This window comes from Chryseobacterium sp. (assembly GCF_041914225.1).
Classification (GTDB): domain Bacteria; phylum Bacteroidota; class Bacteroidia; order Flavobacteriales; family Weeksellaceae; genus Chryseobacterium.
This window is the reverse complement of record NZ_JAYSDT010000029.1, coordinates 24,099-38,302: the sequence shown is the minus strand read 5'-3', so window position 1 is coordinate 38,302 and position 14,204 is coordinate 24,099. Positions and strand designations below refer to the sequence as shown.

Below are 14,204 nucleotides of genomic sequence, written 5' to 3'. Positions count from 1 at the left end.
GAAATAATAAAAAATATCATAAAATTTTAAATAAAAACAAATAAAAAGAACATAAAAATACAATAAAATCAAACGTTTATTTAATTTTAATATTTATTTCGCAATATGTTGAAAAATATCAAATATTTGATAATCAATATTTTAATTACCATACAATCAAAATAGACTTCAGAAAATTTTTCTAACTATCATAAAAACACATTAAAAATTTTTCATAAATACTCTCAATATGCAAACAAAAAAAGAATGACCTAAGCCACTCTTTATATTCATATTTTATTATATTCTAATTCAAATAAAACTCATATTTATTCAATAACTGAATTTCTTTGATCAGGTCTCCGTTCAGATCAACGGAATGCTTCATAGACTGCACTTCGATATGGGAATCATCTTCAAGGTTTTTAATAAAGAACTTCAGCTTTTGATTTCCTTTATTCCGATCCAGGACTGTTCTGAAAAAGTCAAGGTCTTCAGGTCTTACATCCATTACATCCATCACAAGCGATATACTTTTTGCAAATCTTTCGAATGCTTCCTGAAGTTCTATAACATCTACTACATTAACAAAGACTCTTCCGTCTTTCACCTGGGCAAATTTTATTTTAAAAATAACAAATCTCTGAACTTCCAGCTTTTCCTTCAGTTTCATATAATCCCTGTCTCCCAATCTGAATGAATATGACCCGGAATAGTCTTCCAGCGTCACAAAAGCAACCTTCTCACCACTTCTGAAACCATCCTGAACCCTGTATTCCGTAATAAGACCGGCTACAGTATACTCTTTTCCTCCACCGCCGTTTTCCCTTTCTTTCTGAAGGGTTTTCCAGTCTTTCTCTTTCTCTTCAAACAATTCCTCCTGCTTGTTGGCAAAAGCCTGCTCTTTGTAAGCATCCACCTCATCGAGATTCAGGAACAGGAAATTTCCTTTGGGTTCTGCTTTTTTGGTCACTTCTTCTATAACTTCTTCTTCTCCCACTGACAAATCATCAGAAACAATCTCGCTTAAATCAACAGCATCATCCTGGGAATCCGGCTCAAGAACAGGAGCTTCATCGGTAACGATCTTCTCCTCCACACCTTTTTCCAGAACAGCTTTCTTGGAAAGCTGCCCCTGCATAAACTGAAACTGATATTTAAATTCATCCAGCGGATGCGCAGAAAGGTAGAAACCAATAATCTCTTTTTCTTTATTGAGCTTATGCATATTTGGCCATTCGGGACATGGTGCAAGTTTAGGCTGTTCAATCTGAACTTCTTCCGCAAAATCTGCAAATAACGAGTGTTCCATCTCATTTTTACTTTCCTGGAAGATTTGTCCGTACCTGATCAGTCTTTCCAGATTTGTTTTTCCAGCCATATCAATATCAAAATACTGACCTCTGTGGAATGAATCCAGCTCGTCAAATGCACCGGCAAGCACCAAACTTTCCGCTACCCTTTTGTTCATCTGGGAAGGTAAAATTCTTTCAAAGAAATCGTAAATATTTTTGAATCTTCCGTTTTCCCTTTCTCTGGTGATCGCCTCACTCGGTCCTTCACCAATCCCCTTAATCGCTCCCAACCCAAAACGGATCTGCCCTTTTTCGTTTACTGAGAATTTATATTGAGATTCATTAACATCGGGACCTAATACATCTACTCCCATACTTTTACAATCTTCCATGAACATGGTAATTGAATCCGTATTGTTAATGTTATTACTCATCACACTCGCCATATATTCTGCCGGGTAATTGGCTTTTAAATAAGCGGTCTGATAAGCAATAAATGCATAACATGTTGAGTGAGACTTATTGAAGGCATATTCTGCAAAGGCTTTCCAGTCATTCCAGATTTTCTCCAGCCTCTCTTCATTCAGGTTGTTTTTACGGCCACCTTCAATGAATTTCGGATACATCTTATTCAGAACGTCAATCTGCTTTTTACCCATTGCTTTTCTTAGCGTATCGGCCTCACCTTTGGTAAAATTGGCCAGTTTCTGGGATAAAAGCATTACCTGCTCCTGATAAACGGTAATCCCGTATGTTTCTTTTAAATATTCTTCCGTTTCAGGTAAATCATAGACAATTTCTTCAATTCCATGCTTTCTGTTGATAAAGTTTGGAATATATTTAATCGGACCTGGACGATACAAAGCGTTCATGGCAATAAGGTCAGCAAAAACCGTTGGTTTAAGCTCCCTCATGTATTTTTGCATCCCGGGACTTTCATACTGGAAAATCCCCACTGTTCTTCCTTCTTTAAATAACTGATAGGTTTTAGCATCATCAAGCGGAATAAGATCCGGATCAATATCTACTCCATGTCTTGCCTTCACCAGTTTTAAAGCATCTTTAATGATCGTCAGTGTTCTGAGTCCCAAAAAGTCCATTTTCAGAAGACCTGCACTTTCCGCCACCGAGTTGTCAAACTGAGAAACCAAAATATCAGCATCTTTTGCAGCAATCGTCACAGGAACCAGATTACTCACATCTTCCGGTGTGATAATAACCCCACAGGCGTGGATTCCGGTATTTCTGATACAGCCTTCCATCTTTTTAGCACTGGCTAAAACTCCGTGCCGCGAATCATCCGGACTCTCCAGAACATATCTCATTTCATCAACGAGCATCTGCTCTTCCGGCTTTAATTTATCATATTTCGCCAAAGCTTTGGCAATGTTCATTCCGGGTGTGGAAGGAATCAGCTTGGCAATATTATTCGTATCAGGAATCGGAACATCCAATACTCTTCCTGCATCTTTAATCGCAGACTTCCCTCCAAGTACAGAATAAGTGATAATCTGCGCTACCTGGCTCTGTCCGTATTTTTCAATTACCCATTTGATAACCCTGTCTCTTCCTTCGTCATCAAAGTCAATATCAATATCGGGCATGGATACCCTTTCCGGGTTCAGGAATCTCTCAAAAAGGAGGTCGTATTTAATAGGGTCTACATTGGTAATTCCGATACAGTAAGCTACTGCAGATCCTGCAGCGGAACCCCTTCCCGGGCCAACCCAAACTCCCATTTTACGGGCTTCATTACAGAAATCCTGTACAATAAGGAAGTATCCCGGATAACCGGTATTGGCAATTACTTCAAGCTCAAAGTCAAGACGCTCTTTAATTTCATCGGTAATTCCTGTATCTTTATATCTAACCTTTGCTCCTTCATAAGTAAGATAGGTAAGATAAGCCATCTCCCCTCTTTTTCCTCCGTCTACCTCATCTTCTGCATGGATAAATTCCTCTGGAATATCAAACTTAGGAAGCAGTACGTCTCTTTTTAAAGTATAGGGTTTAAATTTCGCCGTAAATTCTTCATAAGCATCAAACGCATCCGGATAAGCTAAAAAGGCCTCTTTTATCTCATCTGCACTCTTGATGTAATATTCACCTGTCGCCAGTCCCCTTCTTTTACCAAACCCTTTTCCTATAGGTGTTGTAAGTTTTTCACCATCTTTGATACAGCTTACAATATCCTGGATGTTGGCATCATCTTTATTGGTGTAAAAAGTCTCGTTCTGAGCTAAGATTTTGACATTATATTTATCAGCCAGATATAACAGCACTTCATTCAAATGCTCTTCTTCAGGTAGTTTATGATTCTGAATCTGTACATAGAAATCATCTTCAAAAGTATCTTTCCACCATTTGAAAAGCTCTTCCCCTTTCTGTTCACCGGTATTCAAGATTGCATCAGGAATATCCCCCATAATCCCGGAAGTTAAAGCTATAACTCCCTCTTTATATTGGGCAATCAGTTCACGGCTTACCCTTGGAACTCCAAAATAGAATCCTTTAAGGAAACCGATACTGGAAAGCTTTGCCAGATTTTTATAACCGTTAAAATCTTTTGCCAGAAGCACCACCTGCGTTCTCCTGTCAGGATCATCCTTGGTAAACTGCTTTTGCTCGTAACGGTCTGAAATATAAAATTCACACCCCACAACAGGAATAAGCGGTTCTGAAACAGGTTCTTCTTCATTAAATTCTGTTCCGTTTTCTTCTGCTTCCTGTTTTTTGGCAAGATATTCTTTATGTTTTTTCGCTCTGTCTGCATTAGCCCCTTCCACCGCTGAAACGAACTTAAAGGCTCCCATCATATTTCCGAGATCCACCATTCCGACAGCCGGAAAATTTTCATCAGAAGCTTTTTTAATCAGATCATTGATACTTGAAGTAGCTGTAAGGGTAGAGAAAACACTATGGTTATCAAAATTGAAATATTTACCTAAATCAATTTCATCAATGCTTCCAAAATCCTGCTGCTTTTTCTTATTATGAAAATCAGCAACCTGTCTTCTGATAACAATATTGAAAGGCTTAATCGGATCCGGGTAAAGACTCTTGAAATAAGCCAGCTGGTCTTCCGAAATCTTTAATGTTTCTGCAGGAACTACTCCAATTCTTACCATTTCGAAGAAAGCTCTGGCCGTTGCATTAACATCGGCTGCGGCATTATGGGCTTCATCAAACTTACTTCCGTAAAGCTTTTCGTAAAGCTCTTCAAGTTTCGGAGGTTTAAATCTTCCTCCACGGCCTCCACCAAGCTGACAGAAGTCGGTACCCAAAATCATGGTATCCGCTTTGGGCTTTTCCTGGAGATTGTCTTTAAGATTCTTCCTGTAAAATTCTGCTCCTACAATATTATAGTCGAACTCTACATTATGCCCGGAAACCACTCTTACCTTTTCCAAAACTTTGGAAAATTCTTCCAAAATCTCCTGAAGATCTCGTCCTTCCTCATTGGCAATTTTCGTGGTAATCCCGTGAATTCTAGCTGCGTTGAAGGAAATATCATACCCTTCAGGTTTTATTATATAATCCTGGTTTTCAATCAAGTTCCCGTCATCATCGTGCAGCTGCCAGGCAATCTGTACCATTCTCGGCCAGTTATCCGAATCTGAAAGCGGAGCGTTGAAATTTTTTGGTAAACCGGTTGTTTCTGTGTCAAAAATTAAATACATATAATGCTCTAACTTTTTTATAAAAGAGAATGTAAAGTTACTTCATTTTTTCGAATTACCTTCTGTAATATTACAAGATAAACAATCAACATTTTTGAAACTCAATATCGAAATTATCAATAAAATACCTTAATTGGGCATAGAATATCAATAGCTTCTTAAAAAACTTTACTTATTATAATTGTTCAAAAATTTCATTTTCATTTTACATTTAAACTAACAAAACAGAAGTCTAAAAAAGACTATTTCAAAAAAATAATTATAGAATATTCAGTAAATCAATGAATTTGTTACAAAATACTAACAGTTGTTAGTATTTTGTTTTTTTATGTATATTTGCTTCCTATGGAAAATGCACTTCACGAAAAAGTTTCTCAGGATATATTACTCAAAGCGTATAATCATATGATGCTCTCCAAGGCAATGGCTGATATTTACGAAGAAAACAGAAACGTATGCAAATACGTTCACAGTACTTCCAGAGGTCACGAAGCCATCCAGCTTGCAACAGCTTATCAGTTAAAAAAAGAAGACTGGGTTTCTCCTTATTACAGAGATGAAAGTATTCTTTTAGGCATTGGTTTTGAGCCTTACCAATTAATGCTCCAATTACTGGCTAAAGCTGACGACCCTTTTTCGGGAGGAAGATCTTACTATTCGCATCCTTCCAGCAGAGATGAGAATAAGCCAAAGATCATTCACCAGAGTTCTGCAACCGGAATGCAGACTATACCTACGACAGGAGTAGCACAGGGAATCAAATATATTCAGGACTTTAACCTTCAGAATTTTGAAAACAACCCGGTTGTTGTCTGCAGTCTTGGAGACAATTCAGTTACAGAAGGTGAAGTAAGTGAGGCATTACAGTTTGCTGCCTTGCACCAGCTTCCTATCATCTTTCTTGTTCAGGATAATGAATGGGGAATTTCTGTAACAAAAGAAGAAGCAAGAACTTGTGATGCCTACGATTTTGTAGCAGGATTCACAGGATTAAGCAGAATGAGAGTAGACGGAACTGATTTTGTGGAAAGTTTCGAAGCCATGAAAAAAGCTGTAGACTTCGTAAGAACAGAAAGAAAACCTTTGGTTGTTTGTGCAAAAACAGTACTGATCGGGCATCACACTTCCGGAGTAAGAAGAGAATTCTATAGAGATGAAGAAGATTTAACTAAACATAGAGCCAAAGATCCGGGAGAAATCCTTAGAAAATATTTACTGGAAGCAGGTGTTGATGAAGATCTTCTAAAGCAAATCACTAAAAAGGCACGTCTTGAGGCAGAAGAAGCTTTCGAAAAAGCTAAAAATGCAGAAGATCCGAAGCCCGAAACCGTAATGCAGCATGTCTTTGCTCCTACTCCTATCACAGAAGAAACAGGGACACGTGAACCTGCTAACGGTGAAAAAATTGTAATGGTAGACGCCGCAATCCACGCCATTCAGGAATTAATGTGGAAACATCCTGAAGCTCTTCTTTACGGACAGGATGTAGGAGAAAGGATAGGTGGGGTTTTCCGGGAAACGGTTACGCTAGGAAAAAAATTCGGAAGCAAAAGAGTGTTTAACACAGCCATTCAGGAAGCTTATATTATCGGGTCTACAGCTGGTATGAGTGCTGTTGGATTAAAACCAATCGTTGAAGTTCAGTTTGCAGACTATATCTACCCGGGTATTAACCAGTTAATTACAGAAATTTCAAAATCAAGTTATTTAAGCGGCGGGAAATTTCCGGTAAGCAATATTATCCGTGTTCCTATCGGAGCATATGGCGGTGGCGGACCTTACCACAGTGGAAGTGTTGAAAGTATTCTTGCCAATATCAAAGGAATCAAAATAGCATACCCAAGTAATGCTGCAGACTTTAAAGGATTATTAAAAGCAGCCTATTACGACCCGAATCCTGTAGTGATGCTTGAGCACAAAGGACTATACTGGAGTAAAGTTCCGGGAACTGAAGATGCAAAAACTATAGAACCGGCCGAAGACTATGTACTTCCGTTTGGGAAAGGTAAAGTAATCATCGAGGCTGATAAAACTGAAACTGAAAAAGGCAGAACTTTATTGGTCGTTACTTATGGTATGGGTGTTTACTGGGCTAAAGAAGCCGCTAAGAATTTCAACGGAAGAGTTGAAGTGATTGATTTAAGAACTTTAATTCCTCTTGATGAAGAACTTGTTTTCGAAAGAGTGAAAGCACATGGAAAATGTATTGTTCTCACTGAAGAGCAACTTAACAACTCATTTGCAGAAGCATTTGCTCACCGTATTTCTAAAAACTGCTTCAGGTATCTTGATGCTCCTGTAGAAACAATGGGATCGCTGGATGTACCTGCTGTACCTATCAATCTTGTACTGGAAAAAGAAATGCTTCCGAATGCAGAGAAGCTTTCTAATAAGATCGAAGAAATGCTGAAATATTAAATATATGAAACCTCTGATTTTTCAGAGGTTTTTTTATTAATTTTAATAAATAGAACGGATACCTCATTTTGGTATCTATTTTGTTTATATGCACACCTAATTTCATACGTTTTTATGATCACAACCAAATACGTCAATTATAAGCAGGTTCTCAATTTATCAGGTTTTCATCTCATCCTGATTTCAATCTGGTGTACCCTGATCGCTGTGCTGTTCTATTTCTTTAACTGGCAATGGATGACAATTCCATGGGTTCCTGTTGCGCTGATTGGTACTGCAGAAGCATTCCTTGTAGGTTTCAAAAACAACCAGGCTTACGACAGACTTTGGGAAGCCAGAAAAATCTGGGGCGGAATTGTGAATTCAAGCCGCTCATTTGCTTCTATGGTATACGCTTTTGATACTAAAAATGAAGAAATCGGCGTATTTGATCTTGAAGACCGTAAAAGAAAAATTGTTTACCGTCATATTGCATGGCTGTATACTTTCCGTGAGCAGCTTCTGGTTCCAACAGAATGGGAGCATATCAGCACAGAAAATAAATTCGGGAATATCAACCTGAGAAGAAACAGACTGATCAAAGCAGGATTTCCTGATTACGGAAGAGCTCCTATTTTCTTACATAAATACCTTTCAGAAGAGGAATATGATCTTAAAAATGATTATAAAAACTTCGCTACTTACCTGATTGCCCAGCAGGCAAAAGACATCAATGAACTGAAAAACATGAATGCTATCACAGATTTCAATCAGACCCAGCTGCAGAACAGTCTGAATGAATTCTATAATTTCCAGGGGCAGGCAGAAAGAATCAAGAAGTTTCCTTCACCAAGACAATTTGCCAGTACAGCCTTTGTTTTTAATATCCTGTTTATCATGCTTCTTCCGCTGGGATTGGTAAACGAGTTCGCAAAACTTGGCGACTGGGGAATCTGGACCTCAATTCCTTTCTGTATCATCATAGGATGGATCTACATCATTATGGAACTGGTGGGAGATTATTCCGAGAACCCTTTTGCGGGGCTGATGTTTGACGTTCCTATGCTTTCTATATGCAGAACCATTGAAATTGATCTTCTTCAGCTAGGCGGAGAAACGGAACTTCCTGATCCTATCTCTTCCAAAAACGGAGTTCTGGTATAATTTCTTTTTCCCAAAATCATTGTAAAAAACTTCAAAATATATTTCAAATTTCATTGTTATTTCATAACTTAGAGAGTTGAAAACATCAGCTGAAATCTGTCCAAAATTGAGCTACTGTTCTATTTCGGACAGATTTTAACTTATAATTTTCTCCACGAATAATTTATCCTTCTTTTTTAACAATGAGATCCAAGCAAGTACTGCAGGTTATGACAATGCTGTGTCTTTTCCTATCTTGTCCTGAAGTAAAATCACAGACTGCTTTCAACAAAGAATTACCCAAAGAATTCACAGGCAGATTCACCAAAGAAATCAACGACAGTATTCCTTCTCTGGGATCTTTCATTGTTTCTCAGAATTACAGGATAATTTATGAGCAATATTCTCACGGAGCCAGCAAAGAGACTGTTTTCAGTATAAAATCTGTCACCAAAAGTATTGTTTCTGTTCTTGCAGGAATTGCTAAGGATAAAAACTTACTTCCTAATCTCAACACTCCGGTTTTAAAAATCCTTCCGGAATACAATGTTTCAAGGAGCAGCTTCAAAAATATTTCCAATATCGAAGGGAAAGTGCTTCACGATTCAATAAGAAATACATTAACGTTAAAAAATCTGCTGACCATGCAGGGAGGTTTTGACTGGGTTGAAAATTCAAAAATCTCAACAGCAATGTCATTTTCCGGTGATCCTGTAAAGTTTGTACTGGATCTTCCTTTTGAGGAATATCCGGGAACTGTATTCAATTACAACAGCGGCGAATCTCACCTTTTTGGCGCTGCACTGGCAAAAATTGTAAAAAACAACCTCAAGCAGTTCGCAACAGAAAATCTTTTGAGGCCATTAAAAATGAATACTCCCCGATGGGATACAGATTCCATGAACAGAAATCTTGCAGGCTCTGAACTTTTTATGAAGTCTGAAGATATGTTGAAATTTGGTTTAATGGTCCTGAATAACGGAAAATTAGGAGGCAGACAGATTGTATCCCAGAAGTGGATCCAGGAATCTACAGCTGAACAGGTAAAACTGGATTTCTGGGACGTAATGCCGGATGCCAACGGATATGGCTATTACTGGTGGCGCAGAAAAACCAACGGACACCAGGCTTTTGTAGCAACCGGCTATGGAGGACAGCTCATCTGTGTCATCCCGGATTTAAAAACGGTTGTCGTGACGACCTGTTTTTTGAATGATAAAAACAGAGGCAGAACCGAGATTAAAAGACTTCATTATTTTATTGATAAAGTCACCAAGGAGATTGATAAGGATTAATCTCCCGTTCAATCTAAGCCAAAAGTTTCGGCTATCTATAATACGATTGCTGTTGTATTTTTTACTTCGGAAATCATAAATGAACTGTGTGTGCTTGCAATGTGCTGAAGCGTTGTAAGTTTCGTCAGCATAAAGCTGCGGTAGTCTTCAATATCCTTCACTCCTATTTTAAGGATATAATCATAATCTCCGCTTACATGAAAACATTCTGTAACTTCCTCCAGATCCATCACTTCCTTTTCAAACTGAAGTACAAATTCTTTTTTGTGCTGGCTTAATTTTACATGGCAAAGCACAATAAAATTTTTCTTAACTTTACTTTTGTCCAGCAAGGCTACATATTTTGAAATAACGCCCGCATTTTCAAGCTTTTTGACACGCTCATAAATTGCTGTAACAGACAAACCAAGCTTACCGGACAATTCTTTGGTGGTTTGTTTGCAGTCTTCCTGTAAAAAATACAGGAGTTTCCTGTCAGTTTCGTCAAGTTCCATAGATATTTTTTTGGTGAAAATTTAACAATCCCGAAGATACTAAATAATTTTTCTAAATAAACGATATTTTACAGTTTTATTTTCTATAAATTCAAATTTATGTTGTAATAATTAACAAATTAATGCAAATTGAGACCATAAAATAAAAACGATATTTATGGAAAACTTTAACGCAGCCAATGAGATCCAGGATCTTCAGTATTTTGGTGAATTCGGAGGAGTGAATCCTTCTATCTCTGACAGCTCTACTTATACATTCCTTTCTGCAAAGACGATGTTTGATACTTTTGAAGGGAATGCTGAAGGATGCTATCTGTATTCCAGACATTCATCCCCGATGAACCTTTACCTGGCTCAGGCTCTTGCCAAGATGGAAAACACAGAATCGGCCAACGTTACAGCATCCGGAATGGGAGCCATCACTTCTGTTTTGATGCAGCTTTGCAAAAGCGGAGACCATATTATTTCAAGCAGAACCATCTACGGAGGAACCTATGCTTTTCTTAAAAACTTCTTTCCCCAGTTTAATGTAGCGACTACTTTTGTTGATATCAACAATTTTGAATCTATAGAAAATGCCATCACACCCAATACTAAAGTTATTTATTGCGAAAGTGTGAGCAATCCGCTTCTTGAGGTGGCAGACCTTCGAAAACTTTCTGAAATCTGCAAAAAACATAACCTGAAACTGGTTGTAGACAATACCTTCTCCCCTCTTTCGATCTCTCCTACATTATTCGGGGCAGATGTTGTGATTCACAGCCTGACAAAATTCATCAACGGAAGCAGCGATACGGTAGGAGGTGTATATTGTGCAACACAGGCTTTCATTGACGATACTAAAAATGTGAATTCAGGAGCATGTATGCTTCTTGGGCCTACGATGGACAGCCTGAGATCTTCAAGCATTCTGAAAAACCTGAGAACATTACATATCCGAATCAAACAACATAGTCACAATGCCATGTATCTTGCAGAAAGATTCGAAAAAGACGGATTAAAAGTATCTTATCCGGGATTGCCATCACACAAAAACCATGAATTGATGAAAAGCATGATTCATGAAGAATACGGATACGGAGGATTGCTGACGCTGGATGCCGGAACGACAGAAAAAGCAAACGAACTGATGGAACTGATGCAGACAGAAAACCTGGGGTATCTCGCAGTAAGCTTAGGTTTCTACAAGACCTTATTCTCATGCTCAGGGAAATCTACCTCCTCTGAAATCCCTGAAGAAGAAAGGGCTTCCATAGGTATTTCTGACGGGCTGATCAGATTCTCCATCGGTCTTGACCACGATATCAAAAGAACTTACCAGAAAATGAAGGAATGTATGCTGAAAGTAGGAGTTCTTAACCACCATGAAAACATTTCCATATCCTAAATTTATTGTAAAAGGCTGCTTCGTTTTTGAAACAGCCTTTTTTATTTTGGTTTAAATCACAACATATAATTTTAGATTCCTACGGAATGACAACTTTGTGTATAATAATTCCTGCTAAAGAAAATCAATAGGAATGGGCTTTAGCCCAAACTTAAAAATTACATCTTACTATTTCTTATAATAATGATGCGGAAAGGCATCTTCAGGTTTCATTCTGAAAACATTCAGCAAAATCCAGGATTTTAAGAAACCGTATCCGTAGGAAAACATCTGAATATAAGTGGAAATAACCGCCATTCCGGCAATACTGATATTTTTGGTCAGCAATAAGGCGTGAAACAACACCAGGAAAGTATACAACCCATAAAAAGCAAGGGTGATTCCTCTATGTATGATGAAATACTCCAGGAAGCCCATTACATACCCTAACATAAATAAGGTAGGAAATGCGAAAGAGATTTTCACATAATTCGGGTGTCTCTGGTTAAGAATCGGTCTTGCACAACCAAACTGATAGACCTGTTTGGAGAATTTTCCAAAATCAACTCTGCGTTTATGATAAACGGCAATATCATCAAAAAAAGCAGTGGTAAATCCATTTTCCCAAAGCGTCATAGAAAGATCCGGATCCTCACCGATTCTCATTTCAGAAAACCCGCCCACTTTCTTAAAGACTTCTTTTTTCACGCCCATATTAAAACTTCGGGGCTGAAATTTGGAAACCGCTTTCTTACTTCCCCTGATTCCTCCCGTTGTAAACACTGAGGTCATAGAATAGGAAATAGCCTTCTGCATCAGGTTAAATCCTTTATGCGCTTTATCTGCTCCTCCAAAAGCATCACAGGGAATGGTCAGGATATCTTTTTTAATATGCTCTATATAATCTTTTTCAACGATGACATCGCTGTCTACAAATACCAGCCATTCATTTGCGGCTCTTGCTGCCCCGTAGTTTCTTGTCAGTCCCGGTCCTGAATTATCTTTTCTGAAATATTTAATATCCAGAATTCCATCAAAATTTTTAATGGTAGGCTTCAGGTCGATGATAGAACCATCATCTACAATAATGATCTCGAACTCCTTATCCGTCTGCTGGGTAAGGGAAGTCAGCAACTCAAAAAGCTCGTCTTTTCGGTTATAAATAGCAACGACAATGGAAATAGTGGGCTTCAAATTGAAAATTTTTCAAAATTACTTATTCGCGGAACAACCTACAAACAGTTTAACAGCTTATTGAGAGAAATTAACGATGTTGAGTTTTATTCACCTTAGTAAATAGGGATTACGCATGAAATTCTGAACCAAGTTATTTGGCATTTTAAACAAAATAAACCCTGCGAATCCATTCTAACTTTGCTATAGAAATTTAAACCAATAAAAAATGGAACCAATTATCAGCTCATTACAGCAACCTATCCTATCAGGTTTTAATGCTTTTTCAACCGCTCAGGAAGTTATTCAGGGAATTGATCTGACCGGAAAAACAGTGATCATTACCGGCGGTTATGCAGGAATCGGCCTCGAAACCACAAAAGCACTTACCTCAGTCGGAGCCCATGTCATTATTCCTGCAAGGGACATTGAAAAGGCAGGAAAAAATCTCACAGGAATTGAAAATATTGAACTTGAAAAAATGGATCTGATGGATCCCTCATCCATTGATGCTTTTGCAGAACGATTTACAGCATCAGGTCGAAGTCTGGATATTCTTATTAATAATGCAGGAATTATGTGGGTGCCTCTCCGCAGGGACAGCCGAGGCATCGAGTCTCAACTGGCAACCAATTATCTGGGACAGTTCCATCTTACCGCAAAACTATGGCCGGCACTGAAAAAATCAAATAGCGCACGGGTTATCAGTGTTTCTTCTTATGGACATCAGATGGCACCGTTTGATTTTGAAGATCCCAATTTTGAGAAAAGAGAGTATGACCGGATACGGACAATCCAAAACAGCCTGTAATTTATTTGCTGTAGCATTGGATGAAAGAGGTAAAGAACACCACATCAGAGCCTATTCTCTTCATCCGGGTTCTGTGTATGGTACTGATCTGGGAAGAGAAGAACCCATCGAACTTTTTAAACAGCTTGGAACACATGATGAAAACGGAAATATCAAACCTGAAGTGCAAGCCCGGCTAAAAACAATTCCACAAGGAGCCGCCACTACAGTCTGGTGTGCTGTAAGTCCGTTGCTTCAAGAAATCGGAGGTGTTTACTGTGAAAACTGTGATATTGCTGAAATAGACAGAGGACAAATTGAGCACAGGTTTGATGAACCGGCAACCATCCGTGGAGTACAGCCCTATTCTATTGATAAGGAAAATGCTGAGCAATTATGGAAACTGAGTGAAGAGATGTTAGGATTTAACTTTGATTCCAAGTAACTATTTTTAGGCAATTATATACAATCCTACATTAATTCTTCTATCTTTTTATGACGCTGTCATTCTGAATGTAACGCAGTGAAATGAAGAATCTAAGCTTTACATGAAATTCTTCCTTCGTCAGAAATCGAAGATTCGACGTAGTCA

General features: G+C 38.2%; 7 protein-coding genes and 1 pseudogene. 5 read left to right on the top strand and 3 right to left on the bottom strand.

What is annotated here, in order from left to right; translation table 11 throughout:
• Positions 1-286: 286 nt before the first annotated feature.
• Positions 287-4,954, bottom strand: a complete 4,668-nt coding sequence (gene dnaE / locus ACE3RB_RS13450) for a DNA polymerase III subunit alpha (protein ID WP_374464672.1) — start codon at positions 4,952-4,954, stop codon at positions 287-289.
• A gap of 345 nt (positions 4,955-5,299) precedes the next feature.
• Here dnaE and ACE3RB_RS13445 point away from each other — a divergent pair, with 345 nt between their 5' ends.
• The 3 genes from ACE3RB_RS13445 (at position 5,300) to ACE3RB_RS13435 (ending at position 9,789) form a co-directional block, all read left to right on the top strand.
• Positions 5,300-7,372: a thiamine pyrophosphate-dependent enzyme gene (locus ACE3RB_RS13445; RefSeq protein WP_374464671.1), complete on the top strand. Its 2,073-nt coding sequence runs from the start codon at positions 5,300-5,302 to the stop codon at positions 7,370-7,372.
• 114 nt (positions 7,373-7,486) lie between these two features.
• The gene (locus ACE3RB_RS13440) at positions 7,487-8,515 is read left to right on the top strand and encodes a bestrophin family protein (protein ID WP_131438487.1); all 1,029 of its coding nucleotides are present in this window, start codon (positions 7,487-7,489) and stop codon (positions 8,513-8,515) included.
• A 182-nt stretch (positions 8,516-8,697) separates the two neighbouring features.
• Complete coding sequence (locus ACE3RB_RS13435) at positions 8,698-9,789, top strand: serine hydrolase domain-containing protein (RefSeq protein WP_374464670.1); 1,092 nt, start codon at positions 8,698-8,700, stop codon at positions 9,787-9,789.
• A 35-nt stretch (positions 9,790-9,824) separates the two neighbouring features.
• Here the strand turns inward: ACE3RB_RS13435 and ACE3RB_RS13430 are convergent, their stop codons facing one another.
• Entirely contained in the window at positions 9,825-10,283 is a 459-nt protein-coding gene (locus ACE3RB_RS13430; RefSeq protein WP_332389122.1) for an Lrp/AsnC family transcriptional regulator, read from the bottom strand.
• A 157-nt stretch (positions 10,284-10,440) separates the two neighbouring features.
• Between ACE3RB_RS13430 and ACE3RB_RS13425 the strand changes: the two genes are divergently transcribed.
• A complete protein-coding gene (locus ACE3RB_RS13425) occupies positions 10,441-11,670 on the top strand; it encodes an aminotransferase class I/II-fold pyridoxal phosphate-dependent enzyme (protein WP_374464669.1) in 1,230 nt (409 codons plus the stop codon).
• A gap of 168 nt (positions 11,671-11,838) precedes the next feature.
• Here ACE3RB_RS13425 and ACE3RB_RS13420 read toward each other — a convergent pair whose 3' ends face one another.
• Complete coding sequence (locus ACE3RB_RS13420) at positions 11,839-12,843, bottom strand: glycosyltransferase family 2 protein (protein ID WP_374464668.1); 1,005 nt, start codon at positions 12,841-12,843, stop codon at positions 11,839-11,841.
• A gap of 208 nt (positions 12,844-13,051) precedes the next feature.
• Here ACE3RB_RS13420 and ACE3RB_RS13415 point away from each other — a divergent pair.
• Positions 13,052-14,057 (top strand): annotated as a pseudogene (locus tag ACE3RB_RS13415) (SDR family NAD(P)-dependent oxidoreductase).
• Positions 14,058-14,204 lie beyond the last annotated feature (147 nt).

What these genes read in the sequence shown, in the direction of transcription:
- dnaE (WP_374464672.1), bottom strand. Translation starts at nt 4,954, where the DNA reads ATGTATTTAATTTTTGACACAGAAACAACCGGTTTACCAAAAAATTTC.
- ACE3RB_RS13445 (WP_374464671.1), top strand. Translation starts at nt 5,300, where the DNA reads ATGGAAAATGCACTTCACGAAAAAGTTTCTCAGGATATATTACTCAAA.
- ACE3RB_RS13440 (WP_131438487.1), top strand. Translation starts at nt 7,487, where the DNA reads ATGATCACAACCAAATACGTCAATTATAAGCAGGTTCTCAATTTATCA.
- ACE3RB_RS13435 (WP_374464670.1), top strand. Translation starts at nt 8,698, where the DNA reads ATGAGATCCAAGCAAGTACTGCAGGTTATGACAATGCTGTGTCTTTTC.
- ACE3RB_RS13430 (WP_332389122.1), bottom strand. Translation starts at nt 10,283, where the DNA reads ATGGAACTTGACGAAACTGACAGGAAACTCCTGTATTTTTTACAGGAA.
- ACE3RB_RS13425 (WP_374464669.1), top strand. Translation starts at nt 10,441, where the DNA reads ATGGAAAACTTTAACGCAGCCAATGAGATCCAGGATCTTCAGTATTTT.